Below are 26,105 nucleotides of genomic sequence, written 5' to 3'. Positions count from 1 at the left end.
ACGTTAATTTTACATCGCCTGATTAACAATTCAATGGTGATGTAAATGATTGACATCATTAAGTGTTAAGCCGCCCAAGAACAGCGCAGAGAGTGATAATTCACGAAATGAATGATGCATCTTTACAACACACCACAAGCTTATATTATGAAACAGGATTTCAACTTTAGGATTAATGATGGCGATGGAACCGTTATTGCCCAATATCTGCGATTTTATTGCGCATGTATCACCGCTCAACACGCTCCCCATAGAGGCGCAAAATGATATCGCGCGGGCTATTAGTATCAGTTATCTGGCGGTGGGTGAGACATTACCGTTTGATATTGCCGCAAGTGAACGGTACCTCTACATCGTGCGCACAGGCTCGCTTGAACAGCGCTGGAGCGACGGTGTTTTACGTGCACGTCTTGGGCCGGAAGATTTATTTGGTTTCACCTTCCTCGAAGGCATTCCGGGGAATCCTGAAGATTGTTACAACGTCACGGCTATCGAAAACACGTTGTTGTACCAGATCCCGCACAGCGTGCTGAAATCTATCCTGGAAGTCTATCCTCAGTACGCCACACACTTTTCTATCAACGCGCATGAACGCCTTAATTCCGCGATGGACGTGGTCTGGAGCGATGAAGATAAGGGCATGTTCGTGCGTAAAGTGTCTGATGTGGCGAGCGGCACCATTTCAGTGGTCGAGGCATCGACATCCATTCAACAAACGGCGAAACAAATGCGTTGGGTTGATCGCTGCTCAACGGCGGTGGTGATTGAAGAGGACAAAATCATCGGCATTATCAGCGACAGAGACATGACGCGGCGTGTGGTGGCTGAAGGTTTTGATATTTCGCGCCCGGTCAGAGATGTGATGACGGCTAACCCCATCACTGTTTCATCAGGTGATTTAGTGATGCATGCCGTCGCACTCATGATGCGCCATGGCGTGAGTAGTTTACCGGTGGTTGACGGGCCAAAAACTGTTGGCCTACTGACGGCATCCCATCTGGTACAGCATCATCGCGTACAGGCTATTTTCCTGATTGAACGTATTAATCATTGCCTGACTGTTGCTGATCTGGCAGCCCTTAAAGTTGAACGGCAGGCGATTTTCGAAGCTCTGGTGGAGGGAAATCTACGTAACGGTGTGGTCGAAATGGTGATGTCGATGCTGATGGATGCCTTCACCCGCAGACTTATAGAACTTGCCCTCGTCGAATTTGGCGAACCACCTTGTGAGTTTTCATGGATAGTTGCCGGGTCGCATGCCCGCAATGAAGTACATGCCTATTCCGACCAGGATAGTGCGATTATTTTGCCGGACAGCGCGGGCGCAGAAGAGCAACAGTGGTTTTTACGCTTTGCCGACTTCGTTTGCCTGGGGCTTGCCGACTGCGGATATCCATTATGTACGGGCCATTTTATGGCATCTGAAAGCCGCTGGTGCCAACCGTTGTCGGTTTGGCTTGCCTGCATTCGAAAATGGGTGACCAACCCTGAATATACTCAATTGCTGAACGCGACGGTGTTTCTGGAAACGCGTGCGTTTTACGGTAACACCTGGCTGCATGATGCGTTCCAGCAAGCGTTACTGACAGAAATCGCCGCTCATCCTGGTTTTTTACGTTCACTCACCCGCGACTCCACCAGTACCTCTCCTCCGTTAGGGATTTTTAACCATCTGGTTCTGGAGAAAAGTGGCAACGACAGCAAAACGCTTAACATCAAACGCTATGCACTAACGCTGATTATCGACCTGTCGCGCATTTATGCTCTGGCCGCAGGATGTAGTGAAACCCATACCGAGGCGCGTTTTTATGCGGCGAGAGACAAGGGATTAATGTCCCCTGGTGGGTGTACCGATATTATCGATGACTTCCATTTTTTAACCCGGCAGCGCTTTAATCACCAGTTGTCACAATTGCGTAAAGGTTTAGCGCCCGATAACCAAATAGACCCGCGCGAGTTTGGTAGTTTTGAACGTAAGCACCTGAAAGACGCCTTCCGCATTATTGCCCGCCAGCAAGAATTGGCGCGTATGCTTTTTGTTAAGGGGTAACGATGGGATTTTTATCGCGTATTTTCCCGGCGCCATTAGCGACACGTATGGAGGAACAGCGCCAGCAATGGGTGCGAATCCCCGATATATCTCCCGCTTTGCGGCACTTGCTTGAAACTCCATTACCGGATTTTACGACCGAAGTCACAAGTGTGCCCTGGCTTGCTTTTGATTTTGAAACAAGCGGTCTTGATGCCAACACTCATCGGGTTTTGTCGATTGGCAGCGTAATAGCCGAAAAAGGCCAGATTAAGCTGGCGAGTGCACAACACCAATACATTTCCAGCGACAATCCAGTAAATGCACACAGTGCCGTTATCAATCACATTACCCCTGAAATGCTGCGTGATGGCGTGGCACTTGATGAGGCGATGGAAGTGCTGTTCACACGTCTTATTGGGCGGGTAGCCGTTGTTCACGGCAAAATGGTGGAAGGGGCATTTATTAATGCCTGGCTGCGTATGCGTTATGGGCGGGAAGGGCTACCTTTATTGTGGATAGATACTCTTGAGCTGGAACGGCGACATCAACAGGCAACCAGAAATGTGCACAATGACTTCCGGCTATCCAGTATTCGCCGCCATTACCAACTACCCGATTACCCCGCGCATCATGCATTATGCGATGCGGTGGCAACAGCCGAACTGCTTTTGGCGCAGGTGCATGCTAACGGCAACGATTTGCCACTAAGTGCATTTCTTTGTGACTGATCCGCAACGTTGAACTCGAGACAGAAATGTTCATTTATGGTGATTTAAATCACAGAAGGATTGCATGCTATTAGACAAATAAAACCATCATAATTAATGTGTCGTTATACCCGCCAAGAGTTGATATATTATGATTCTCGTAAATGATACATATATAATCTCAAAATGGTTTAACATTGACGCTATTATTGTCAACCATCGTCCCTAGAACCTTCCTCCCAATTAATGCGAGATAAGCAAGCGCAGATGACTCCTCATCTGTTTTGTTTCGCATATCCCCAATAATTATGTCCGATTGGCGCAGCTTTCACGCCTGAGTTTTCCCATGCCCATTATTTATCATGAAGCGGGTTGTGGTGGGACTCTGTTAACACCTGCGCGGCATAATGCCATTAAGGGATGCACATAGCTTATAACAGTTATTCACAACAAATGAATAATTGTGGGCACTGCTATATATAAATATGAATAAGGGCTTCACCATGAATAACTTCAAACATTTGCCTGAGCCATTCCGCATTCGTGTAATTGAACCTGTAAAACGTACTACACGTGAGCATCGTGAAAATGCGATCATCAAATCAGGTATGAATCCATTTTTGCTGGACAGCGAAGATGTATTTATTGATTTGCTAACTGACAGCGGTACGGGTGCCATTACTCAGAATATGCAAGCTGCAATGATGCGTGGCGATGAAGCATACAGTGGAAGTCGAAGTTATTATGCACTAGCTGATGCAGTTAAGAATATTTTTGGCTACCAGCACACTATCCCCACTCACCAGGGGCGTGGTGCAGAACAAATTTATATTCCTGTATTAATTAAAAAACGCGTACAGGAAAAAGGTCTGGACCGTGTCAAAATGGTTGCGTTCTCGAACTATTTCTTTGATACCACCCAGGGACATAGTCAGATAAATGGCTGTACTGTCCGTAATATCTATGTCAAAGAGGCGTTTGATACATCAATTCGCTATGACTTTAAAGGTGATTTCGATCTGGAAGGGTTAGAGCAAGGTATTCAGGAGGTCGGAGCCAATAATGTTCCATATATTGTTGCTACCATCACCTGTAATTCTGCTGGGGGGCAGCCAGTTTCAATGGCAAACCTGAAAGCGATGTATCACATTGCTAAAAGATATGACATTCCAGTCGTGATGGACTCAGCGCGCTTTGCCGAAAATGCGTATTTTATTCAGCAAAGGGAAGCTGGATATAAAGACTGGAGCATAGAAAAAATCACCCAGGAAACCTATAAATATGCTGATATGTTAGCGATGTCAGCGAAAAAAGACGCAATGGTGCCAATGGGGGGATTACTGTGCATCAAAGATGACAGTTATTTTGATGTTTATACCGAGTGCAGAACACTTTGTGTTGTACAGGAGGGTTTTCCAACCTATGGCGGCTTAGAGGGCGGGGCAATGGAACGTCTTGCCGTAGGGCTCTGTGACGGTATGAATCAAGACTGGCTGGCCTATCGTATTGCGCAGATTCAATATCTGGTTGACGGTCTTGAGGCCATCGGAGTGACGTGCCAGCAGGCAGGTGGCCATGCCGCTTTTGTCGATGCAGGTAAGTTGCTGCCGCATATTCCTGCCGAACAATTTCCAGCTCAGGCGCTTGCTTGCGAATTATATAAGGTTGCCGGTATTAGGGCTGTCGAAATAGGTTCATTTTTGCTGGGTAGAGACCCTAAAACCGGTGAGCAATTACCTTGCCCTGCAGAATTGCTCCGTTTAACCATTCCCCGTGCAACGTATACCCAATCTCACATGGACTTTATTATTGAAGCGTTCAGTCATGTAAAAGAGAATGCAAACAATATTAAGGGATTAAGTTTCATATATGAACCAAAAGTATTGCGTCACTTTACAGCTAAGCTCAAAGAAATTTAATCAATAATACGCTACTCCGAGTGGCTATATCTTATATAGCCACTCATTGACTATGGGCTGTTATCATTCCCGCTATTGCGCTTTTGTTTGATGATGCCCGCCAGTCGCATAAAAGAAGGAACCATATCATGGTCTTTGATACTGGCGAACCCAACTAATAATCCTTTCAACTTCTGGTCATTAAGGTAATAACGCGACAACGGCCTGACCAAAATCCCTTCAGAATTGGCCTGTTTGGAAATACTGATATCGTCTGCTTCCGATGGCAGTTGAATAATTAGGTGTAGTCCAGCATTGCTATTGTAATAACCGAGATATTCTTCACCTAAATGCTGTTTAATCAGTTCAACCAATTGGCTGCGGCGTTTGTTATAAAGTTGGCGCATTTTGCGAATATGCGCGGCGTAATAACCTTCTTTGATGAATTCAGCTAAGGCAGCTTGAATAACCTGGTGCCCACTGCGATAGAGTTCGTTATGGACCTTTTTAAGCGGCGCGGCTAAAGGAGGGGGTAACACAACGTAACCCAGACGCAGCGCGGGATAGAGCGTTTTACTGAATGTACCGATATAGATAACTGGGCTGTCTTCTTCCAGGCCTTGTAGCGAAGGAATAGGCTGGCCGGAAAAACGAAATTCGCTATCGTAATCATCCTCAATAATCCAGCTTTGAAATTCCCGTGCCTGCGATAGCAATAATTGGCGGCGAGGGAGACTCATCACTGAACCCAGCGGATATTGGTGTGATGGAGTAACGAAAATTAACTTTGGTTTTTCTTCTGGTGATGTGTGGGGTACCAGTCCCTGGTCATCAACTGTAAGGGCTGAAATATGCACGGCGTTCATGCGCAGTATATTTTTAATCCCCCAATAACCAGGTTCTTCAATCCAGGCATGGTCACCAGGATTGCATAACGTGCGGGTGACTAAATCCAGTGCCTGGTGGATCCCTTCGGTAATTAATATCTGGTCGGTTGAACATTTTACGCCGCGAGCGGTGCGCAAATAATCTGACAATGCGGATTTTAAAACTTCCAGCCCACCATCGGCATCGTAAGTCAGATATTCAGGAGCAGGACGTCTGGCAATGCGGTCGTAGATTTTTGTAAACGCCTGGTGAGGGAAACTGTTTACGTCGGGCACACCGGGAATAAAATCCCCCCATTGAGCAGGGCTGGCACTGGCATTTTCTAAAAGTTCGAGGCAGCGGTCAGAGAGACTTGAACGGTCTTCGGGCTGAGAAGTGTGTTCAGTTCTGGCGACCAGCGTGTTGAGGTTATCCAGAACACTCTCGGTGACAAAGGTGCCGCTACTGGTGCGCGTCGAGATATATCCTTCGGCCTGCAACTGTTCGTAGACTCGCAGTACCGTATTGCGTGACAGCGTAAGCTCAGTTGCCAAATCTCGGGAAGGCGGCAAGCGCGCGGCAGGACGCAAACTTCCCTCAAGAATACAATTGCATATCGCAACATAAAGTTTCTTATGAAGCTTCTCTTCAGGCGTTTGGCTAAATGCCTGCTTGATCACATCTACGGCAAGTGAACGCATTTGGATCCTATTATTAAAACGATTTGGCTCTCGATTAAGGTACCAGATACTGTCTAAATGAATCCTGACTATCAACCAGTAAATTTGTTTTTCGTATGAGGGATAAAAAATGAGTAATAACGAACTCCATCAACGTCGTCTGGAAGCTACTCCTCGTGGAGTCGGTGTAATGTGTAATTTTTTTGCCCAATCGGCTGAAAACAGCACCATTACTGATGTTGAAGGGAAGCAATATATCGATTTTGCCGCCGGAATTGCCGTGCTGAATACGGGCCACCGCCACCCACGTCTGGTGCAGGCCATCGAACAGCAACTGAACGCCTTTACTCATACCGCTTATCAAATTGTTCCTTACGAAAGTTACGTGTCGCTGGCGGAAAAAATTAATGCCGCCGCACCAATCGTTGGGCCAAAGAAAACGGCATTTTTCACCACCGGAGCAGAAGCCGTTGAGAATGCGGTGAAAATCGCCCGCGCTCATACTGGTCGCCCTGGCGTGATTGCCTTTAGCGGTGGGTTCCATGGCCGCACATATATGACCATGGCCCTAACCGGCAAAGTGGCTCCTTATAAAATTGGTTTTGGGCCATTCCCGGGCTCCGTTTTCCATGCGCCATATCCGTCCGAACTCAGCGGTATTTCGACCGATGACGCCGTAAAAGCAATTGAGCGTTTGTTTAAGTCCGATATCGAAGCGACTCAAGTTGCGGCAATCATTTTTGAACCTGTACAGGGCGAGGGCGGTTTTAATGTGGCCCCCCCTGAGTTTGTCGCGGCTATTCGCCAGATTTGTAACACTCATGGCATCGTGATGATTGCCGATGAAGTGCAAAGTGGTTTTGCTCGTACGGGCAAAATGTTCGCGATGAATCATTACACCCATCAGCCTGACCTGATGACGATGGCGAAAAGCCTGGCGGGCGGTATGCCATTGTCTGGTGTAGTTGGTAAAGCAGAAATAATGGATGCACCCGCGCCGGGCGGATTGGGTGGAACCTATGCCGGAAACCCATTAGCCGTAGCTTCCGCACACGCTGTGCTGGATGTTATTGAAGACGAAAAACTGTGCTTGCGAGCGCAAACTCTGGGTGAGCGCCTGACTTCGCGGTTGCGTGAAATCACCGCAACGTGCCCTGCATTGGTAGAAATTCGTGGGTTGGGTTCAATGGTTGCCGCCGAGTTTTACGACACATCAACGGGTGAGCCTTCTGCGGCTGTCGCGCAGCAGGTTCAGAAACGTGCTTTGGAGCAAGGCTTGCTGCTGCTGACCTGCGGCCAGAATGGTAACGTGATTCGTTTCCTCTATCCGCTCACTATCCCTGACGCTCAGTTCGACAAAGCTCTGGATATCATCAAAAACGCGACACAAATGTGAGAACCCAGATGATGAACATGAACAACCCTGAACTGTTGCTCGAGACCTGTCTGATCGATGGCGAGTGGAGCAACGCCCTTTCGGGTAAAAAAATGTCGGTACTGAATGCGGCGACTGGGGAGGACATCGCCGTCGTCCCTTTGATGGGGCAGGCGGAAACCCAGCGCACCATTATTGCTGCTGAAATTGCGCAAAAAGAGTGGAAAAAGCAGACTGCGGCAAACCGTGCCAAAATCTTGCATCGCTGGGTTAGCTTGATTAATGACAACAGCGAAGATCTTGCTCGGTTGATTACCCTTGAAGGGGGCAAACCGCTTGCGGAGGCTCGAGGTGAAGTTACCTATGCCGCATCGTTTATTACCTGGTTTGCGGAAGAGGCAAAAAGGGTGGATGGCGTGTTGCTGCAACCCACCAATCCTGACCAGCGATTTATTGTCACCAAACAACCGGTTGGTGTCTGTGCGGCAATTACACCGTGGAATTTTCCCGCGGCGATGATAACCCGTAAGGTCGCACCCGCTCTGGCAGCAGGCTGTGCGATTATCGTCAAACCCGCTGAGCAAACACCACTGACCGCGCTGGCATTGGCTAAGCTTGCCGAAATGGCTGGTTTACCCAAAGGCATATTGCAGGTTATCACGGGTGATGCCAAAGAAATTGGCGGGGAACTTTGCCGCAATCCTGCTGTGCGAAAACTCAGTTTTACGGGTTCAACTCAAACCGGGCGTTTACTCATGGCACAGTGCGCACCGACTATCAAGAAACTGTCGCTTGAACTGGGGGGGAACGCGCCTGTAATTGTCTTTGATGACGCCAGTCTTGAGCTGGCCGTAAAAGGTATTATGGCCTCCAAATTCCGTAACAGCGGACAGACATGCGTTTGCGCTAACCGGGTTTACGTTCAGAGCGGCATTTATCAGAAACTTTGTGAAGAACTGGTGAAGGCGGTCGAGGCCTTGAAAGTCGGAAATGGAATGGACGACGGGGTGACTCAGGGGCCGTTGATTAATGCAAAGGCAATTGAAAAGGTTGAGCTTCATATTAGTGATGCGCTGTCGAAGGGAGCCACGTTATTAACTGGCGGGCACAAGCATTCAATAGGTGGGAATTACTTCGCGCCTACGGTCGTTGCAAATGTGACTCAAGAGATGCGTTTTGCCAGAGAAGAAACGTTTGGGCCAGTCGCGGCATTATTTAAATTTGATACCGATGACCAGGTCGTTAATTTCGCCAATGATACCGAGTTTGGTCTCGCCGCCTATATCTTCACCAGAGATGCAAAACGGCAATGGCAAATTCCAGAGGCGCTGGAATACGGCATGGTAGGTGTAAATACTGGGCTGATTTCCAATGAAGTCGCTCCATTTGGCGGCATCAAACAATCCGGTCTGGGCCGTGAAGGCTCCCGCTTCGGGATAGATGAGTATCTGGAGATGAAGTACGTCTGCGTTGCATTGTAATACCCGTCCACATAAGTCAACCGGCGACAGTTCTTGTCGCCGGTTTTTTTTGCATTTATTCCCTCGATTCATTCAATCGTGAAGCACCAAAAGAGGGCACTTCTGCGCTCACTGCACTACGTTAATCACTTGTGAGTGTCTTTAACAATTATGTGACATTAAGCATATACATATAACATATTATGTTTTATAAAATACAAACACTGCCTGCCCTTATGCCACATAAAGAGAAAAGATATGGAACAGACGATAGACAAAGAACACCATCAACATCAGCCAGTTAAAGGTGAGCAATTCAATCGCTCGATAGGGCTGATGTCTAACTTCGCGCTGGGATTTACATACCTTTCACCCCTGACTGCCGTTTATTCACTCTTTGCACTGGCGGTAACGCTTGCGGGGCCACCGGCAATTTGGTGGATACTGATCGTTGCCTGTGGCCAGCTGCTGGTGGCGTTGGTATTCGGTGAAGTCGCGTCACAATATCCGATTACCGGGGGCTTATACCCTTGGGCAAGAAGATTGTGGGGAAAGAAATATGCCTGGATAGCCGCCTGGATTTATCTTTGGGCTTTAGTCGTCACCATCACTTCTATCGCGGAATACACCTCTACGTTCGTCGCATCCTTGTTCCACTACGCAACGAGCGCGGGGAATATGATGACAACATCTGTCGTGCTGTTGTTAATCATGATGGGCGTGAATATGTCAGGTACAAAAAACCTGGCGCGCGTTGCGAAAATTGGCTTCTGGTGTGAAATAGTCAGCGTGATTGCATTGGGTATCTACCTGTTAATATTCCATCGTTCACAGCCTTTCTCTGTCGTTTTTGACTCGATGGGGGTGCTTGCGAAAGACGGGAATTACACCACAGCATTTATGTCTGCATCGCTGATGGGCTTATTTATGTTCTTTGGCTTTGAGGCCTGCGGTAATGTGGCGGAAGAAGTTAAAAATCCAGGTAAGAAAATTCCCGTAGCCATGATATTAAGCATCGTATTCGGTGCAATCTCTGCCGTAATTTCGATTATGGGTTATCTGTTGTCTTCACCGGATTTGATGAATATCGTCAACGGTAAAATTGCTGACCCAATCCCGATGATTCTGAACCAGGCGTTGGGCGAAACGGGAGCTACAGTTTTCATCGTTGTTGCAGTTATTGCCATGCTGTCTTGTATTCTCTCACTACAAGCTGCACTGAGCCGTCTGATATTTTCCTTCTCCCGTGACAATATGTTGCCGGGCAGTGACTGGATGTCCAAAATATCGAAAAATAGCGTGCCTGATAATGCCATGATGGTGAGCTGTTTACTGCCAGTGATCATTTGTGTCTGGGTATATTTCCAACCGGATAGTCTGGCACGTATCACGGCTTTTGCGGTTATCGGAATCTATATTTCCTTCCAGATGGTGGTACTGGCAGCATTGCGCCAGCGTTTGAAAGGCTGGAAACCAGCAGGTGAATGGACCGTGGGTTCATGGGGTTTCATCGTGAACATTCTGGCGCTGGCTTACGGTCTGTGCGGTATTTGGTTACTGGCACAGCCGGCAGAAGGTGCGAGCTTTGCTGATCGCTGGACAGTGCTGGTGGGTCTGGCGATTGTTATCGGTTCTGGGTTGCTTTATATGTTGATTACTAAACCGTTTGGCCGCTCTAACGCACCTGAAAATGATGCCATCGAGTATGCGCAAAAGCTGGCTGCTCAACAAAATAGCTAGGGAAAAAAATGTCGGATGTCGCTAAAGCTACTCTGACAGACGAAGTCGATGCAGTGGTGGATTCGCTTTCGCTAATCCACTACTGCTCAAATTATCAGGATTGATAAAGGTTGAAGTAATCATTTTCGTAAACGAGAGTAGCTATTTTAGTATCAAGCAAATCACCGACCCGAAATCTCGGATGGGTAGAAAAAACAATTCTCGCATCTTTATTGGTAAGAATGACTTTATCATTTGCTGCGTAGGGCAATAATTCATCCTCAACACGGCTTACCAGAATATCTATTGCAGCAACCCCTAAAAACTGTTCATTGAAATAGACGGGGACCGCTGAGGTGAGGGTATAAGATGTGTTGCAGATATAATCGACATAAGGCCCATGAATAAAGGCATTACCCACGTCGGGTGCTTGTTTGAACCATTCAAAGGTTCTGAAATCAAGGCGTTGTTGTGTTGCCTGGTCTAAATCAAGATTCACTTGCTTTACACCGTCGGCTTTTTTATACCACCATTCAAGTAGCCAGAATTCTTTATTGCTGGCGCTGCTTTCTATATGGCTGGCGAAACCCGCACCTGAACAATACACATTGCTGTTCAATGTGGCTTTAATGTTGTCCTGAATCGTTTTTTTGACGGCGGGTTCAAGAAGATGTTCCAGATTAACATCCTTAATTTCAGCCAGAGAAGATTCAATATCCCTTGCCAACATTCCGGTGGAGTCAATGGTGGAGTTAATGATGCTATCAATTTTTTCGCTTAGGGTACGGAGTGATGTTGTTAATAGCATATTTATGCCTATTGTTATTTTGCATTGTACTTCAATTTATTTTCTATCAGATAGAAAGTAAATGTGTCGATTAAACTTTTGGCCGTGTTAACTGACTCCGATTCGTTGTGTGAGACCAGTGCGTCAATTAATGTGGTGTACAGATTAACAATCTCGCGGTGTATATTTTCCGAACGAAAGAGAATAGCAACCAGTGACGACCATTCGGACTGTAAAATCAGTTCCTGGTTCGCGAGACGAGCTGACTGGGAACACGCTGCCAGCGCTAACAAACAACGCATATCCGCTTGAGTTCTTGCTTCCGGCGAACAGGCTGAATTAAGCACCTCAACGAATTCACGCAAGCGGGTAATATCCGCATTGGTCATTCTTCGTGAAGCAAGTCTTGCGCTGTGGCTAATAATAGCGCAATGCATTTCACCCAGGTCGGACAAATAATCGGTACTTAATGTCTTAAATGGATTAAGGGTATTACTGAATTCCCATACTTGCTCACAGACAAAACTGCCGCCATTACGTCCGCGCACGGTGTGTATTAAATTATTGGCGCGAAGGGTATTCAGCGCTTCCCTGATGGTGATGTGCGAAACACCCATCATTTTTGCAAGGTCGGCTTCATTAGGTAACTGCTCATTCGCTTCAAGTAGCCCGGTAATAATGGCATTCGAGAGTCGCTGAACAATTTGATCGGAACGGCTAGCCTGACCGATAGGCGCGAATATCACCGCATGAGTAATCATAGTTTTCCTTGATGAAGCAATCCTTAATCTGAACGACTGAACATAGCATACAACCCCTTGTTAATGAAGGAAGCCTTAAGTGTTCGTGTCACTGTGCTTCATTCGGCTGAACCGTCTACACAGCGTGTTTTCCGCGGCGACATTGCACCGCAAATAATCACTTCGAAATGGGATGTATATCATATTGTTAGCATAATGTTATTGAAATTAACCGTCGTTAAACATATTACATAATATAATATATGTTTAAACCAGTGGAGAGCAGAATGAAAGTACTTAAGCATTTTATCAATGGGCAGTACGTGTCAGGTTCTGAAGAAAATCTCTTTGAACTGGTAAGCCCGGTCAATGGCGAAACTTATGCGCTGTCTCCGAGTGCGGGTCGTGCTGAAGTCGACCAGGCTTATAGTGCAGCTAAAAGCGCTTTTTCTGTCTGGAAACATTCTACGCCAGCGCAAAGACAGCTCGCTTTGTTAAAACTGGCAGATGAAATCGAACGCAATATCGACAGGTTGGCCCAGGCGCAAAGCCAGGAAACAGGGCAGTTGCGCCATTTTATTGAAAAGGAAGAGATCGCGGCGTCTTGCGACGCACTTCGTTTCTTTGCCGGTGCCGCACGTTGTCTGGAAGGTAAAGCATCGTATGAATACTCAGCCGGGCTGACATCCACCATCCGCCGCGAACCTCTCGGCATTGTCGGTCAGGTTACACCGTGGAATTACCCCTTCATGATGGCCGTGTGGAAAATTGCACCCGCACTGGCCGCGGGGAATACGGTAGTGCTCAAGCCGAGTGATACCACACCAATCAGCACGTTGATTCTGGCAGAACTCGCGGCACCCATTTTCCCACAGGGCGCGTTTAATGTGCTGTTGGGTAAAGCCGAAACCGGCTCGCTGGTGGTTTCCAGCCCTGAAGCTTCGCTGGTATCCATAACGGGTTCGGTTCGTGCAGGGCTTCAGGTTGCGGCTTGCGCTGCGGCAAATTTAACGAAAGCACACCTTGAATTAGGCGGCAAAGCGCCAGTTATTGTCTTTGCCGATGCGGATATTTCTAAGGCTGTTGATACCATCACTACGGCCGGTTTCTTCAACGCCGGGCAAGATTGCACCTCCGCTACACGCATCCTGATAGAAGATTCTATCTACGAGTCATTCCTTGAAAAGCTGATTAACAAAACCCGTGAAATCAAATTCGGTACGCCGGATGATAAAGACGCGTTGTACGGTGCGCTCAATAGCCGTAATCAGCTTGAGCAAGTTAAAGGTTTTATTAGCCGCCTCCCGGCACACGCTAAAATTGAAACTGGCGGTAAACCAGGTGCAGGCCCAGGTTTTTACTTTGAACCGACCATTATTTCAGGGCTTGAGCAACATGATGAGGCCATTCAGCATGAAGTCTTTGGCCCGGTGATGACCGTGCAGAAATTCTCCTCAGAAGCCGAAGCGCTTGATAAAGCAAACGATGTGGAATATGGGCTTGCCGCCAGTGTCTGGACCAGCAATCACGGCCGCGCCCAGCGGTTTAGCATTCGCCTTGATTTCGGTACGGTCTGGATTAACAACCACATTCCACTGTGCGCCGAAATGCCACACGGCGGCTTCAAAAAATCAGGTTACGGCAAAGATTTGTCATCCTACTCACTGGATGAATACACGCGTGTGAAGCACATCATGTGCGATATCTCTGAATAAGGTAATCAAATGAAAGCAATGAAGGTCGCTGTCTTATCTTTTGCGTTATTTTCAAATCTGGCACTGGCTGATGTTTCACCATTAACCGTGGTTAAAGATTATATGTCTGCCTGGAATGCGCATGATTCTGCAAAAGCCGCGCAATATTTAGCTAACGATGTGGTTTATTACGATGCGGCAAATGGCACACCCGTAAAAGGAAAAGGCAATGCGGAAAAAGAGGTTATTGGTGCCTTTATTAAAGCCGTACCTGATCTGAATTGGAAAATGACCAGCAAGCCGGTATACGACCACGATACCATCGCATTTCGTTGGGAATTCACCGGGAAAAATAGCGGTGAATGGGGCGGAAGTCCGGCAACAAATAACCCGATAAAATTTGAAGGTGTCAGTTATATCACCGTCAATAAAGGGAAAATTACCTGGCAGGGCGACTATTATGACTCTAAGAAGCTCGATGAAGAGCTAAAAGCCCAGGCAAAATAACGGTATTAGCGGCTGACAAGTAAGGTTTTATACCCGTCATACTTCAAGTTATGGGGGTGTTGGCTGCACTCACTTACCCCAGTCACTTACTAAAGTAAGCTCCTGGGGATAAGCTCCCTGGCCGCCTACCCATAGCTCGAATTATTTAGGATATTTATGTCCATTACCCGACGTGATTTTCTCAACGGTGTTGCTATTACTATTGCCGCAGGGCTGACACCTCTCGACCTTGCCAATGCTGCCGGTAAAGCCAGTGCGGTTATAGGGGAGGACTACTATCCACCCCAATTGACTGGGCTGCGCGGTAACCATCCCGGCTCTTTCGAGATGGCACACGCTATTGGCCGTGATCATGAAAAATTTAGCACCGACCATCTTCCTGTCGAAGAAGAATACGATCTGGTTATTGTCGGCGGTGGGCTTAGCGGATTAGCTGCGGCCAGTTTCTGGCGCGACGTCGCAGGCAAAGACAGCAAAGTGCTGGTGCTTGATAATCACGATGATTTTGGCGGCCACGCTAAACGCAATGAATTTAACGCAGGGGGTAAAAAAGTTATTGGATACGGCGGCAGCGAAGCATTTCAGTCGCCAACGCGAAACTTTAGCCCCGTTGTGAATGGGCTGATGTCCACTGTGGGCGTCAGCGTCGCGCGCATGAAACAAGGGTTTGATGTCAATTTCTATCCGGATTTAAAATTAAGCCGCGGTGTTTTCTTCGACAAAAAGAATTTCGGCGAAACAAAAATTGTTGGCGGCGATCCTGGGCGCGCGGTTGCCGATGATATTCCACCGAATAAACTCAATGGCCGCAGCCTTGAAGCCTTTATTAACGACTTCCCGTTAAGCGAAACCGACCGCAAAGCGATTCTGGATTTGTACGTGAACCCAGTGGACTACCTGGAAGGCATGTCAGTGGACGAAAAAACTGCGTGGATGGACACTCACAGCTACCGGGATTTTCTGGTGGAAAAAGTGGGGCTGAGCAAAATGGCCATTATGTATTTCCAGCAGCGTACCAATGACTTTTTTGCCATCGGTATCGAAGGTGTGAGCTGTAGTGATGCCCGAACTTGTGCGTTGCCAGGGCTTGAGGCAATGAAATTACCTCCGCTTGATGAAGAAGCCCTCGCTGACCTTGAAGAACCTTATGTTTACCATTTTCCGGATGGTAACGCCGGTCTGGCTCGCCTGATAGTCCGCCATCTGGTGCCTGAATCGTTGCCTGGAAATACGATGGAAGACTCTATCACTTCAAAACTTAACTATCGGACGCTTGACCGCAAAGAAAATGCCACCCGTATTCGCCTCAACAGTATTGTCATCAATGCGGCAAATACCGATGATGGCGTGGTAGTGACCTACGTTAACGACGGTAAAGCGCATCGTGTGAAAGGCCGAAATGCGATCATGGCGGGTTACAACATGATGATCCCATATCTTGTGCCTGAAACGCCGGAGGAACAAAAAGCTGACCTGCGTTTAAACGTTAAAGCTCCGCTGGTTTATACCAATGTGGTGGTGAAAAACTGGCACGCATTTACTCAACTGGGTATTCACGAATTCTATTCACCAGCCGCTCCTTATAGCCGCGTTAAGCTCGATTATCCGGTTAGTCTTGGGAGCTATCAGCATCCACAAAATCCGGATGAACCCATGTGCCTGCATATGGTTTATGTCCCAACGTATCCGGGGAGCAAACTGAGTGCCCGTGAGCAGTTCCGTCAGGGGCGAGCGTATTTACTGGGCACCACTTTTGATACCCATGAACAAATGATCCGTTCGCAACTTCAGGAAATGCTGGGGCAAGCTGGGTTTGACCACGAACGCGATATCACGGCTATCACCGTCAACCGTTGGGCACATGGCTATGCGTATTATGCCAGCGCGTTGTTCGATGATATGGACAAAATACCGGAAATTATTGAGCGAGCGCGTAAGCCTATTGGACGCATAGCGATTGCTAATTCTGATTCAGACTGGGACGCCTATGCGCATACTGCGATTGACCAGGCGTGGCGAGCGGTCAAAGAGCTCAAGGCGATGGGATAACTTGAAATGAAACAGATAATAATAGCTCTCGGGTGCTTAATTTACGTGGGTAATGCAGCAGCGACTTCCGTTGGTGAATATATGGCAAGGGCCTCGGACTGTGTGGCTTGCCACACGGCGCAGGGCGGACAACCCATGGCGGGTGGGAAAAAATTTTCCACACCGGTTGGGGATATTTATGCCACCAACATTACCCCAGATAAAACAGCTGGCATCGGTAATTACAGTTATGAAGATTTTGAAAAAGCAGTAAGGCAGGGTATCGCGAAAGATGGACATGCTCTGTATCCCGCCATGCCGTACCCTTCCTATGCAAAAATGACCGATGCAGACATTCACTCTCTTTATGATTATTTCATGAAGGAGGTGCCGCCTTCCGATGTGAAAAACAAAGACAATGACATTCCCTGGCTGCTGTCTGCTCGATGGCCGCTACATGTCTGGAACTGGTTATACGTCGATAAAACACAGCCAGAAACGAAAGCCATTCAGCCCGATGATAAGAACGCGATATTGCTAAGCCGTGGGGCTTATCTGGTTGAAGGGCCAGGACATTGCGGTGCCTGCCATACGCCAAGAGGCGTGACGATGCAGGAAAAAGGCTATGACGCGTCCAGCGATGTGTATCTCAGCGGTGCGATGATTGATGGTTGGTATGCGCCATCTCTGAGAGATATCACCATGCCGTCAGAAGAATTAAAGGATTTGCTGCGTATGGGTAGGAGCCAGCACAGCGCGATATCCGGGCCAATGAGCGAAGTTGTTACCCAAAGCACCCAATATTTGACCGACAGTGATCTGGACGCTATTTCGTATTATCTGCTGAATTTTAACCATAGGAACCCAACGCCAGTTGCCACCGACGGTTCAATCGTTTATTCGCCCACTGACGGGAAAATTCTCTATTCGATGTATTGTTCAACCTGCCATGGCGATGACGGCAAAGGAAAAGATTTTACCGTACCTTCATTAGCGAACAATTCAGTGGTAACCGCCAAAGATCCTTCCTCGCTGATTTCAGTGATTAATCAGGGGGCTGAAACCCCGCAAACGCAGGGCAATATTTCCTTCAAAATGCCAGCGTATAAAGAGATTATGTCAGCCGATGAAATGACTAATGTGGTGAATTACGTCCGTGGAACCTGGGGGAATGGCGCGCCACAGGTAAAAAAAGACGACGTTGCCAATATGGAAGATGCAGCAAAATAAGCGCCTTAATCACCCGTAGTTTTAAACTGGCTGAGCTTGCGATAGTTTTGCGGCGACATACCGACATATTTATTAAATGTGCTGTAGAAACTGCTGCTGGAGTGGAAACCTGCAGTGAGGGCTACATCAAGAATGGATTTGTCGGTATCGCTTAATAGGGCCCGCACATGGTTGACACGCATCGCCGTAATATACTGCTTCATGGTCAACTGCATGACTCGTTGAAATATCCCCATTGCATAGTTGGGGTTGAGTTTTACATGTTCAGCCACCTGCTCAATGGTGAGTGGCTGGTCGAAATTTGCACCGATAAACTCCAGCATTTGGCTCACGTAAAACTGTGCATGGCGCGAAACGTTATGCGCGTTGCTGCGTGTACGGACTGTTTTATTCACAAGTATCGGCAGCCATCCCGACAAACTAAAGCGTTTAAGCATCAGGCCAATTTCATCAATAGCTAACTGGCGGATTTGCTCGTTGGGGCTATTTAGCTCCAGTTGCCAACGCTGGACTTCAAAAGGGCTGAGCTGCTGAGCTGCCAACGATTTGATAACCATACCGTGGGTGACATGGTTAATCAGTTGTCTGTCCAGCGGCCATGAAAGAAACAGATGCATGGGCAGATTAAAAATTGCCATATTCTGGCAGTTGCCAGGGCGGGTGAGCTGGTGCGGCGTACAGGCCCAAAATAGCGTGATATGCCCCTGTTTAATTTGTACAACTTCATTGTTAATCAGATATTCCACATCGCCGTCGAACGGTACATTCACTTCAACCTGGCCGTGCCAGTGGCTGGACTCCATGAAATGTGGTTTACGCAGTTCGATGTCCATGCGTTGGTATTCAGAATAGAGCGAAAGCGGGCTTCGCGTCGCGCTATCGGTACTGCTGCACATATGTGGGTCGGGTGGCAGGCGGGTCTGGTTGAGATCCATCGTTCTCTCCTGTTCCTGAATTATCAGAAATAGTGGCACAAGCGATGAAAAGTGCCCCAAAATCCTGTGGGTTCTGTGGTCTTAAACAAAAAAATATCCCCATTAAACCCTGAATTATCTTCTTTCCTGACAATAAATTCCTGAAACCTCAGATTTAAACGAGTAATGAAAAAAATATGAGTTTTCGGGAATGCTTAGCACGGAAGAGGGAAGATAAGCGCTATCGGGCGTGCCAATCTGACATTGTTCAATTACGCCACGGAGAAATAACATGTCAGCACCCAAAATTACCTTTATCGGCGCAGGCTCCACGATTTTTGTCAAAAATATCCTTGGAGATGTTTTTCATCGTCCCGCTCTGAAATCTGCCCACATCGCTCTGATGGACATCGACGAAACCCGGCTGGAGGAGTCGCACATTGTGGTGCGCAAGCTGATGGACTCCGCGGGCGCCTGCGGCAAAATCACCTGCCATACCGACCAGAAACAAGCGCTCCAGGATGCTGATTTCGTGGTGGTTGCTTTCCAGATTGGCGGGTATGAGCCTTGTACCGTAACTGATTTTGACGTGTGTAAACGCCATGGGTTGGAACAAACCATTGCTGATACCCTCGGCCCTGGCGGCATTATGCGTGCGCTGCGCACCATTCCCCATTTGTGGCAGATTTGTGAGGACATGATGGACGTCTGCCCTGATGCCACAATGCTCAATTATGTTAACCCAATGGCGATGAATACCTGGGCCATGTATGCACGATTCCCGCAGATTAAGCAGGTAGGCCTTTGTCATTCGGTGCAGGGAACGGCTGAAGAACTGGCGCGAGATTTATCCATCGACCCGGCCACGCTGCGCTATCGCTGCGCCGGGATCAACCATATGGCCTTTTATCTGTCGCTTGAGAAAAAAACCACGGATGGAGAGTACGTCAGTATCTACCCTGATTTGTTGCAGGCTTACGAATCAGGCCAGGCGCCAAAATCTAATCTTCATGGTAACCCGCGTTGCGAGAATATCGTTCGCTACGAGATGTTCAAAAAACTGGGTTATTTCGTAACGGAATCTTCTGAGCACTTTGCTGAATATACCCCGTGGTTTATTAAACCTGGGCGCGAGGATTTAATTGAGCGTTATAAAGTGCCATTGGATGAGTATCCAAAACGTTGCGTTGAGCAACTGGCCACCTGGCGCAAAGAACTCGAAGAGTACAAAACCGCCGAGAGGATTGATATCAAGCCGTCGTGCGAGTATGCCAGCACCATTATGAACGCGTTGTGGACCGGTGAACCAAGCGTTATCTATGGCAACGTACGCAACGATAATCTCATTGAAAATCTACCGCAGGGATGCTGTGTCGAGGTTCCTTGTCTGGTGGATGCCAATGGGATTCAACCGACGCGCATCGGCACACTGCCTTCACACCTCGCGGCACTCATGCAAACCAATATCAATGTGCAGACGCTGCTGACTGAGGCCATTTTGACTGAAAGCCGTGACCGTGTTTATCACGCAACGATGCTTGATCCGCATACCTCGGCGGTGTTGGGCATTGAAGAAATATACGCTCTGGTTGACGACCTGATTGCAGCGCATGGCAACTGGCTACCGGCGTGGTTGCACCGCGCATAATTGCGAACGCCGGGCAGTATGCCCGGCACCTGACGTGTCTAATAACAGAAGGAGGGCACTGGCAACAGTGACCCTGTACCCTATATGAGCATATCGATTACAACAAAACTCAGTTATGGATTTGGGGCGTTTGGTAAAGATTTCGCTATTGGCATTGTTTACATGTACCTGATGTATTACTACACCGATATCGTGGGCTTGTCGGTAGGTGTTGTCGGTACTCTATTCCTGGTTGCCAGGATTTGGGATGCCATCAACGACCCGATAATGGGGTGGATCGTCAACTCTACGCGCTCGCGTTGGGGAAAGTTTAAGCCGTGGATTCTGGTAGGGACTATTGCTAATTCCATCGTGCTGTTTTTGCTGTTTAGTGCACATCTTTTTGAAGGCACAACCCAGGTGGTGTTCGTCTGCGTCACGTATATCTTGTGGGGGATGACTTACACCATCATGGATATTCCGTTCTGGTCGCTGGTGCCGACAATTACGCTGGATAAACGTGAACGCGAACAACTGGTTCCATTCCCACGCTTTTTTGCAAGCCTGGCAGGATTTATCACCGCAGGCGTTACGCTGCCATTCGTGAACTATGTGGGTGGTGCGGATCGCGGATTCGGCTTCCAGATGTTTACTCTGGTGCTGATTGCCTTTTTCATTGCTTCAACCATTATCACGCTGCGTAATGTTAAAGAGGTCTTCTCGTCAGACAGCGATGCCACTGCTGACAGTAGCCGGTTGACGTTAAAAGCAATTGTGGCGTTGATTTACAAAAACGATCAGCTTTCTTGCCTGTTGGGTATGGCTCTGGCCTATAACATCGCGTCGAATATCATTACCGGATTTGCGATTTATTACTTTACCTATGTTATCGGCGATGCCAGTCTTTTCCCGTACTACATGTCTTATGCGGGGGCTGCAAATCTGTTAACCCTCATCCTGTTCCCTCGTCTGGTAAAAACACTGTCACGGCGTTTGCTGTGGGCGGGGGCTTCAGTGCTGCCTATTCTGGGCGGTGGGGTGCTGTTGTGGATAGCATTGGCCGGGTTTCACAACGTCTGGATTATTTCGCTGGCGGGGATATTGCTCAATGTCGGTACTGCACTGTTCTGGGTTTTGCAGGTGATTATGGTGGCGGACACCGTGGACTATGGGGAGTACAAACTCAACGTGCGTTGTGAAAGTATTGCCTACTCCGTTCAAACGCTGGTGGTGAAAGGGGGATCGGCATTTGCCGCTTTCTTTATCGCGCTGGTGCTCGGCATCATCGGTTACGTGCCAAACGTGGCTCAGTCTGAAAGTACCGTGATTGGGATGCAGTTCATTATGATTGCGCTGCCTGCTCTCTTCTTCCTCATCACTTTGGTTTTCTACTTCCGACTCTACAAATTGAATGGCGATATGCTGCGAAAAATCCAGATCCATTTGTTGGATAAGTATCGTAAACCCCGTGAACCTGTTGCGAGCAAACCGGTAAGCATCAACATAACGGAAACATCGGATGTGAAGGCGTAAACATGGAATGGGAATCGGTGATTGGCTATATGGCGGCAAGCCTGACTACGTTGTCATTTTTACCGCAGGCGATAAAAGTCATTACCACACGCAACACGCAGGGGATCTCAGGACTGATGTACGCGATGTTTGTTTGCGGTCTGACCCTGTGGTTTTTCTACGGATTGCTTATTAACGATCTGGCCATCAGCGGGGCCAATCTTCTCACGCTGCTCTTTGCCTTACCGATTTTGGTTATCAAGTACCGCACAGGACAATGAGAACAGGGCAAGGATGCCCTTAACCGTTCAGGCGGCCAATTTCATAATGGGGGAATTGTACAGTCGACAACGGTGGTAGTTACTCTTGCCAAAACGGAGAGGATTTCTACGAGAGTCCAGAATTCAATAATAGCTTTCAAATAATGGATCAAACAGTTGCTTTAACGAATGAAAAATCTAATAAAAAATGCTGCACCATCTTCACATGCCCTACGCAACATTTGAGCGCGGCGAAGTTCTGTCTAATTGAAATGTTCACGAATAAGCGCCATCACGCGTTCTGCTACAGTTGACGTTATTGGCGTGAACCTTATTTTTCAATGCCCCAGAGACGCTACATGCACAGGAGAAGAGGATAAAAAGAAATAGAAGCCACTAATGTTGAAGCCCGGCGTTGAGGGCGTTACATTAACCTAACTCCCTCTGATATATGGAAATGTAATGTCTGAAATTAAACTGAATGTAGGTGAGACGGATGATATTCGCGAGAAGCTGGTAGCCTACTGCGAGAAGAATTTAGATCTGAAGCTTGAGCAGTTCGACGCTGACTTTTTCACTGATTTTGTCATTAAGGAATTGGGGAAGGTGATATATAACGCCGGCGTTGAAGAGGCTATCAAAGTGCATATTGCATGGAGTGAACGGATTCAAGAAGAAATGGATCTGAAGAAGATTTTCTAATAATCCGTTCCGAATACGGCCTGAGGCATGGAGGTGGCATTGTTAAATTCTGAAGAACTAGAGCAGCTTTATGCATGCACGAGCGAGAAAACTCTCGCAACCTGGGCTATGCAACCAGGTATCAGGCGGATTCGCGAAGAAGCTTTCTATGAACCGCATAAACTTGCAATTACCAGTGGTATCCAGCCTGCATTGACTGAACCATTGCGCCAGCTTTTGCAAGAGCTACACGAGCTCGTAGGTAACGATTCACTCGCCGATGTCATGCCTTTTAATGGGCTGCATTTTACTTTTTTTGCCATCACGATGCCGCTCTACCAGCAGAGTGATATTGCGGCACTCGATCCATTCCTGCTGGCCGCATTCACGGAACACGCGAAAAATCTTACGGTGGTCATTAGTCATTTGCGGCTGGTGGCATTGCCAAATCAACTGCTGATAGCGGGTATACCAGACATTAAAAACCAGATAGCCAAAGAGGCCTTTGCCCATCAGCTACTTGATTCACCCTGGAGTGAGAAACTGCGTGAAAGACATGGCGACATTCCTTTGCCGCCACCTTTCTGGCACAGCACGCTTTTGCGCTACCAGGCCGATTTTCTTCCCACACGCTTCAGAGACTATTTTCACACCCGACAGTCGTTTAATTACGGTGATGTTTCAGCACAAACCCAGTTGGCTTTTACAAACTACAACTGGACGCAAGTGTACGGTTGCGGCTAATGAGCAGAGAGTATGAATGGCTGTGGCGTTAATGATTAGCGCGGATATTCAATGGGCTGTAATTATCATAGTGGATAATTAACAGCCCTGATTTTACTTACGGCCCAGTAAAAATCCAAATACAACACCTACTGCAGCTGCAATCGCCAGACCGGCTATAGGATTGGTTGATACCTGGCCCCGGACCGTATCCGTTGCATCCCTGACAGCATAACTGGCATGTGAGGCATATTTTTGAGCGGCTCCTCTTAATACGTCATCAGGGCGATGAGTATGTTTGCCATACAGCTCTCTGGCAGTACCGGCGGCTTCATTAACTTTGTCTGCTGCTTTATCAAACATGCTGAACTCCTTAAAACGAAATGTGGAGATAAGTATAGTTGAGAGAATACAGAGGGAAGGCTAATACAGAATATTCGCTACTGGCCGAAACATTAATATTTTCAGCTAAATCTTATATCTGGTAGGGGTTTAGAATCTGCCTGACGTTTTGTTCTATGCTTTATTTTCTGCATATGAAAATCACAGGACACATTATGCTTTGGCTTGAGCCAGGACTGTATTTGAGAATTGAAGAGCTTGAAAATGGACCAAGACCGCTGCCGCTGCAAAGTGGGTTCAATATGGAAACAGCGTATCGCGTACTGGGGTGCTTTAATCCGTCAGAGACATCAGATGCTTATTATATTCTGGCAAATGACCGTGACGAGATTTGGTTTATTTGCAATCGACATGTACGAGTGGTGGGGATGGAGAGTGAAAGAAAAGAATTTCGCTATCGATTATTAGGGCTGTCTTTATAGCAAATAAAGAAGGGATTTATTTTGTAATAAATAAGATTGTTTTGGATGAAACGAAAGTTTTGAATCGGAAAGTGACTACTAAGAAATGGTGCGTCCGAGTGGACTCGAACCACCGACCCCCACCATGTCAAGGTGGTGCTCTAACCAACTGAGCTACGGACGCACTGTTTGCTGCGGTAAAACTTAAAATGGTGCGTTCAATTGGACTCGAACCAACGACCCCCACCATGTCAAGGTGGTGCTCTAACCAACTGAGCTATGAACGCATCGGGTTGTCTGTGACAACGGGGACGAATATTAGCGGTAGCACCTAAGCCTTGCAAGAGGAAAACAGCAATTTTCTTCCATATTTCACCTGTTTGCTGAGCATCTGCGCAACTCGATGGAAAAATAGCCGCCATAACGGCGGCTATCAGGGATTATCGCGCAGCGCGTTGCAATATATTTAGCGATGGCTGGCGTTGTAACCAACGCATCCGCAGCATCATCATAATTGCGGCGGAGGTCAGGCCAATGATAAAGCCAGTCCAAAATCCTGCCGGCCCCATCGGTTCAACTACCCAATCGGTCAGCGCGAGGATGTAACCGCTCGGTAATCCCAACACCCAGTAAGCGATGAAGGTGATAAAGAAAATAGAACGCGTATCTTTATAACCACGCAATACACCACTGCCGACAACCTGGATGGAGTCGGACAGTTGGTAAACCGCCGCCAGCAGCATCAGATGAGCTGCCAGTGCGACCACTTCCGGGTTGCTGTTGTAGAGCAGGGCGATGTGCTCACGCATCAGAATAGTGAAGATAGCGGTAACCATCGCCATACACATCCCAACGCCGATGCCTGTCCAGGCTGCAGTTTGAGCATCGAGTGTTGAACCCTGCCCAAGACGGAAGCCAACGCGGATGGTGACCGCCGCGGATAACGACATCGGCAATACAAACATCAGCGAACTGAAGTTCAGTGCAATCTGGTGACCTGCGACATTAACAATCCCTAATGGCGCAACCAGCAGTGCGACGACAGCAAACAGTGTCACTTCAAAGAACAGCGCCAGCGCAATGGGTAGCCCTAACTGGGTCAGACGGTACATCACTTTCCAGTCGGGTTGCACGAAGCCTTTTGGGTGACGCAAATCGCGCATTGAGCGTGCTTTCTTCACATAAGAAATCATGCAGAAGAACATGACCCAATATACCGCCGCCGTTGCTACGCCACAGCCCACGCCACCAAGTTCTGGCATGCCAAAGTGGCCATAAATAAAGATGTAGTTGACTGGAATGTTAACCAACAGACCGATAAACCCCATCACCATACCGGGTTTGGTTTTCGCCAGTCCTTCACATTGGTTACGTGCAACCTGGAAGAACAGGTAGCCAGGGACGCCCCACAACAGCGCGCGCAGATAGCCCACGGCTTTATCAGCCAGTTGTGGGTCGATATTTTTCATCGCATGGATGATATGACCCGCGTTCCATAACACGACCATGATAAGCGCGGAGACAATACCCGCGAGCCAGAAGCCCTGGCGAATCTGATGGGTGATGCGTTCACGGCGACCTGAACCGTTGAGTTGCGCAACGGTTGGCGTCAGCGCCATCAGCAAGCCATGGCCAAAGAGAATGGCTGGTAGCCAGATGGATGTACCGATTGCTACAGCGGCCATATCGGTTGCGCTATAACCACCGGCCATGACGGTATCGACAAAACCCATTGAGGTTTGTGCAATTTGCGCGAGGATCACGGGTATCGCCAGTCCGAGTAACTGGCGGGCTTCAATAACGTACTTCTGCATGTCTACACCTGATTATTTTTAGTTATTAGAAAGACTACGAGGCCGCC

Annotated in this window: 23 protein-coding genes and 2 tRNA genes; 17 read left to right on the top strand and 8 right to left on the bottom strand. The window is 47.9% G+C overall.

Annotated elements, in window-relative coordinates; all coding sequences use genetic code 11:
* Positions 1–184 precede the first annotated feature (184 nt).
* The 4 genes from FH968_RS01430 (at position 185) to tnaA (ending at position 4,658) form a co-directional block, all read left to right on the top strand.
* Positions 185–2,050, top strand: coding sequence for a DUF294 nucleotidyltransferase-like domain-containing protein (locus tag FH968_RS01430; protein WP_223271256.1), 1,866 nt, complete (start codon positions 185–187; stop codon positions 2,048–2,050).
* A 2-nt stretch (positions 2,051–2,052) separates the two neighbouring features.
* The gene (locus tag FH968_RS01425) at positions 2,053–2,760 is read left to right on the top strand and encodes an exonuclease domain-containing protein (protein ID WP_139876604.1); all 708 of its coding nucleotides are present in this window, start codon (positions 2,053–2,055) and stop codon (positions 2,758–2,760) included.
* 130 nt (positions 2,761–2,890) lie between these two features.
* Positions 2,891–2,968 carry a tryptophanase leader peptide gene (locus FH968_RS24115; protein ID WP_139877225.1) on the top strand — a complete coding sequence of 26 codons (78 nt, stop codon included), beginning with the start codon at positions 2,891–2,893 and terminating at the stop codon, positions 2,966–2,968.
* Positions 2,969–3,242: 274 nt separating this feature from the next.
* Positions 3,243–4,658, top strand: a complete 1,416-nt coding sequence (gene tnaA, locus FH968_RS01415; protein ID WP_139876603.1) for a tryptophanase — start codon at positions 3,243–3,245, stop codon at positions 4,656–4,658.
* 50 nt (positions 4,659–4,708) lie between these two features.
* On the opposite strand, the gene FH968_RS01410 is transcribed toward tnaA, so the two are convergent.
* Positions 4,709–6,205: a PLP-dependent aminotransferase family protein gene (locus FH968_RS01410; RefSeq protein WP_139876602.1), complete on the bottom strand. Its 1,497-nt coding sequence runs from the start codon at positions 6,203–6,205 to the stop codon at positions 4,709–4,711.
* A gap of 109 nt (positions 6,206–6,314) precedes the next feature.
* Here FH968_RS01410 and puuE point away from each other — a divergent pair, with 109 nt between their 5' ends.
* From puuE to FH968_RS01395, 3 genes are all read left to right on the top strand, one after another.
* Positions 6,315–7,580, top strand: a complete 1,266-nt coding sequence (gene puuE, locus FH968_RS01405) for a 4-aminobutyrate transaminase (RefSeq protein ID WP_139876601.1) — start codon at positions 6,315–6,317, stop codon at positions 7,578–7,580.
* Between the two features lie 11 nt (positions 7,581–7,591).
* A complete protein-coding gene (locus FH968_RS01400; protein WP_139877223.1) occupies positions 7,592–9,040 on the top strand; it encodes an NAD-dependent succinate-semialdehyde dehydrogenase in 1,449 nt (482 codons plus the stop codon).
* Between the two features lie 237 nt (positions 9,041–9,277).
* The gene (locus FH968_RS01395; RefSeq protein ID WP_139876600.1) at positions 9,278–10,759 is read left to right on the top strand and encodes an APC family permease; all 1,482 of its coding nucleotides are present in this window, start codon (positions 9,278–9,280) and stop codon (positions 10,757–10,759) included.
* Between the two features lie 94 nt (positions 10,760–10,853).
* Here the strand turns inward: FH968_RS01395 and FH968_RS01390 are convergent, their stop codons facing one another.
* Entirely contained in the window at positions 10,854–11,546 is a 693-nt protein-coding gene (locus FH968_RS01390; protein WP_139876599.1) for a cache domain-containing protein, read from the bottom strand.
* Positions 11,547–11,560: 14 nt separating this feature from the next.
* Positions 11,561–12,286, bottom strand: coding sequence for a FadR/GntR family transcriptional regulator (locus tag FH968_RS01385; RefSeq protein ID WP_139876598.1), 726 nt, complete (start codon positions 12,284–12,286; stop codon positions 11,561–11,563).
* Between the two features lie 266 nt (positions 12,287–12,552).
* Between FH968_RS01385 and FH968_RS01380 the strand changes: the two genes are divergently transcribed.
* From FH968_RS01380 to FH968_RS01365, 4 genes are all read left to right on the top strand, one after another.
* The gene (locus FH968_RS01380; protein ID WP_139876597.1) at positions 12,553–13,980 is read left to right on the top strand and encodes a gamma-aminobutyraldehyde dehydrogenase; all 1,428 of its coding nucleotides are present in this window, start codon (positions 12,553–12,555) and stop codon (positions 13,978–13,980) included.
* Between the two features lie 9 nt (positions 13,981–13,989).
* Positions 13,990–14,466, top strand: coding sequence for an ester cyclase (locus tag FH968_RS01375; protein ID WP_139876596.1), 477 nt, complete (start codon positions 13,990–13,992; stop codon positions 14,464–14,466).
* Between the two features lie 156 nt (positions 14,467–14,622).
* The gene (locus tag FH968_RS01370; protein WP_139876595.1) at positions 14,623–16,515 is read left to right on the top strand and encodes an NAD(P)/FAD-dependent oxidoreductase; all 1,893 of its coding nucleotides are present in this window, start codon (positions 14,623–14,625) and stop codon (positions 16,513–16,515) included.
* A 6-nt stretch (positions 16,516–16,521) separates the two neighbouring features.
* The gene (locus tag FH968_RS01365; protein ID WP_139876594.1) at positions 16,522–17,724 is read left to right on the top strand and encodes a cytochrome c; all 1,203 of its coding nucleotides are present in this window, start codon (positions 16,522–16,524) and stop codon (positions 17,722–17,724) included.
* A 5-nt stretch (positions 17,725–17,729) separates the two neighbouring features.
* On the opposite strand, the gene melR is transcribed toward FH968_RS01365, so the two are convergent.
* Positions 17,730–18,659 carry a transcriptional regulator MelR gene (gene melR, locus FH968_RS01360; RefSeq protein ID WP_139876593.1) on the bottom strand — a complete coding sequence of 310 codons (930 nt, stop codon included), beginning with the start codon at positions 18,657–18,659 and terminating at the stop codon, positions 17,730–17,732.
* A gap of 271 nt (positions 18,660–18,930) precedes the next feature.
* On the opposite strand from melR, the gene FH968_RS01355 reads away from it, so the two are divergent.
* The 5 genes from FH968_RS01355 to FH968_RS01335 all read left to right on the top strand — a co-directional run bounded on the left by FH968_RS01355 (position 18,931) and on the right by FH968_RS01335 (position 23,462).
* Positions 18,931–20,286 (top strand): alpha-glucosidase/alpha-galactosidase, encoded by a 1,356-nt coding sequence (locus tag FH968_RS01355; protein ID WP_139876592.1) that lies wholly within the window; start codon positions 18,931–18,933, stop codon positions 20,284–20,286.
* An 84-nt stretch (positions 20,287–20,370) separates the two neighbouring features.
* The gene (gene melB, locus FH968_RS01350) at positions 20,371–21,798 is read left to right on the top strand and encodes a melibiose:sodium transporter MelB (RefSeq protein WP_139876591.1); all 1,428 of its coding nucleotides are present in this window, start codon (positions 20,371–20,373) and stop codon (positions 21,796–21,798) included.
* A gap of 2 nt (positions 21,799–21,800) precedes the next feature.
* Positions 21,801–22,058, top strand: coding sequence for a SemiSWEET transporter (locus FH968_RS01345; protein ID WP_139876590.1), 258 nt, complete (start codon positions 21,801–21,803; stop codon positions 22,056–22,058).
* A gap of 441 nt (positions 22,059–22,499) precedes the next feature.
* Complete coding sequence (locus tag FH968_RS01340) at positions 22,500–22,739, top strand: DUF2164 domain-containing protein (protein WP_139876589.1); 240 nt, start codon at positions 22,500–22,502, stop codon at positions 22,737–22,739.
* A 39-nt stretch (positions 22,740–22,778) separates the two neighbouring features.
* Positions 22,779–23,462, top strand: a complete 684-nt coding sequence (locus tag FH968_RS01335; protein ID WP_139876588.1) for a hypothetical protein — start codon at positions 22,779–22,781, stop codon at positions 23,460–23,462.
* A gap of 93 nt (positions 23,463–23,555) precedes the next feature.
* Here the strand turns inward: FH968_RS01335 and FH968_RS01330 are convergent, their stop codons facing one another.
* On the bottom strand, positions 23,556–23,804 hold the full coding sequence (locus tag FH968_RS01330) for a DUF883 family protein (RefSeq protein ID WP_139876587.1): 249 nt from the start codon (positions 23,802–23,804) through the stop codon (positions 23,556–23,558).
* 194 nt (positions 23,805–23,998) lie between these two features.
* Between FH968_RS01330 and FH968_RS01325 the strand changes: the two genes are divergently transcribed.
* Positions 23,999–24,265 carry a hypothetical protein gene (locus FH968_RS01325; protein ID WP_139876586.1) on the top strand — a complete coding sequence of 89 codons (267 nt, stop codon included), beginning with the start codon at positions 23,999–24,001 and terminating at the stop codon, positions 24,263–24,265.
* Between the two features lie 86 nt (positions 24,266–24,351).
* Here FH968_RS01325 and FH968_RS01320 read toward each other — a convergent pair.
* The 3 genes from FH968_RS01320 to mdtK form a co-directional block, all read right to left on the bottom strand.
* Positions 24,352–24,428, bottom strand: a tRNA-Val gene (locus FH968_RS01320).
* A gap of 26 nt (positions 24,429–24,454) precedes the next feature.
* Positions 24,455–24,531 (bottom strand) — tRNA-Val (locus tag FH968_RS01315).
* A gap of 153 nt (positions 24,532–24,684) precedes the next feature.
* Positions 24,685–26,058: an MdtK family multidrug efflux MATE transporter gene (gene mdtK, locus FH968_RS01310; RefSeq protein ID WP_139876585.1), complete on the bottom strand. Its 1,374-nt coding sequence runs from the start codon at positions 26,056–26,058 to the stop codon at positions 24,685–24,687.
* Positions 26,059–26,105 lie beyond the last annotated feature (47 nt).

The sequence above is a fragment of the Buttiauxella sp. B2 genome, from assembly GCF_006376615.1.
Classification (GTDB): Bacteria; Pseudomonadota; Gammaproteobacteria; order Enterobacterales; family Enterobacteriaceae; genus Buttiauxella.
Note: the sequence above shows the minus strand (reverse complement) of the source record. Positions and strands in the feature narration are given on the sequence as shown.

Excerpts from the sequence above, each read along its gene's own strand:
- FH968_RS01430 (WP_223271256.1), top strand. The coding sequence starts at position 185 with ATGGAACCGTTATTGCCCAATATCTGCGATTTTATTGCGCATGTATCA.
- FH968_RS01425 (WP_139876604.1), top strand. The coding sequence starts at position 2,053 with ATGGGATTTTTATCGCGTATTTTCCCGGCGCCATTAGCGACACGTATG.
- FH968_RS24115 (WP_139877225.1), top strand. The coding sequence starts at position 2,891 with ATGATTCTCGTAAATGATACATATATAATCTCAAAATGGTTTAACATT.
- tnaA (WP_139876603.1), top strand. The coding sequence starts at position 3,243 with ATGAATAACTTCAAACATTTGCCTGAGCCATTCCGCATTCGTGTAATT.
- FH968_RS01410 (WP_139876602.1), bottom strand. The coding sequence starts at position 6,205 with ATGCGTTCACTTGCCGTAGATGTGATCAAGCAGGCATTTAGCCAAACG.
- puuE (WP_139876601.1), top strand. The coding sequence starts at position 6,315 with ATGAGTAATAACGAACTCCATCAACGTCGTCTGGAAGCTACTCCTCGT.
- FH968_RS01400 (WP_139877223.1), top strand. The coding sequence starts at position 7,592 with ATGAACATGAACAACCCTGAACTGTTGCTCGAGACCTGTCTGATCGAT.
- FH968_RS01395 (WP_139876600.1), top strand. The coding sequence starts at position 9,278 with ATGGAACAGACGATAGACAAAGAACACCATCAACATCAGCCAGTTAAA.
- FH968_RS01390 (WP_139876599.1), bottom strand. The coding sequence starts at position 11,546 with ATGCTATTAACAACATCACTCCGTACCCTAAGCGAAAAAATTGATAGC.
- FH968_RS01385 (WP_139876598.1), bottom strand. The coding sequence starts at position 12,286 with ATGATTACTCATGCGGTGATATTCGCGCCTATCGGTCAGGCTAGCCGT.
- FH968_RS01380 (WP_139876597.1), top strand. The coding sequence starts at position 12,553 with ATGAAAGTACTTAAGCATTTTATCAATGGGCAGTACGTGTCAGGTTCT.
- FH968_RS01375 (WP_139876596.1), top strand. The coding sequence starts at position 13,990 with ATGAAAGCAATGAAGGTCGCTGTCTTATCTTTTGCGTTATTTTCAAAT.
- FH968_RS01370 (WP_139876595.1), top strand. The coding sequence starts at position 14,623 with ATGTCCATTACCCGACGTGATTTTCTCAACGGTGTTGCTATTACTATT.
- FH968_RS01365 (WP_139876594.1), top strand. The coding sequence starts at position 16,522 with ATGAAACAGATAATAATAGCTCTCGGGTGCTTAATTTACGTGGGTAAT.
- melR (WP_139876593.1), bottom strand. The coding sequence starts at position 18,659 with ATGGATCTCAACCAGACCCGCCTGCCACCCGACCCACATATGTGCAGC.
- FH968_RS01355 (WP_139876592.1), top strand. The coding sequence starts at position 18,931 with ATGTCAGCACCCAAAATTACCTTTATCGGCGCAGGCTCCACGATTTTT.
- melB (WP_139876591.1), top strand. The coding sequence starts at position 20,371 with ATGAGCATATCGATTACAACAAAACTCAGTTATGGATTTGGGGCGTTT.
- FH968_RS01345 (WP_139876590.1), top strand. The coding sequence starts at position 21,801 with ATGGAATGGGAATCGGTGATTGGCTATATGGCGGCAAGCCTGACTACG.
- FH968_RS01340 (WP_139876589.1), top strand. The coding sequence starts at position 22,500 with ATGTCTGAAATTAAACTGAATGTAGGTGAGACGGATGATATTCGCGAG.
- FH968_RS01330 (WP_139876587.1), bottom strand. The coding sequence starts at position 23,804 with ATGTTTGATAAAGCAGCAGACAAAGTTAATGAAGCCGCCGGTACTGCC.
- FH968_RS01325 (WP_139876586.1), top strand. The coding sequence starts at position 23,999 with ATGCTTTGGCTTGAGCCAGGACTGTATTTGAGAATTGAAGAGCTTGAA.
- mdtK (WP_139876585.1), bottom strand. The coding sequence starts at position 26,058 with ATGCAGAAGTACGTTATTGAAGCCCGCCAGTTACTCGGACTGGCGATA.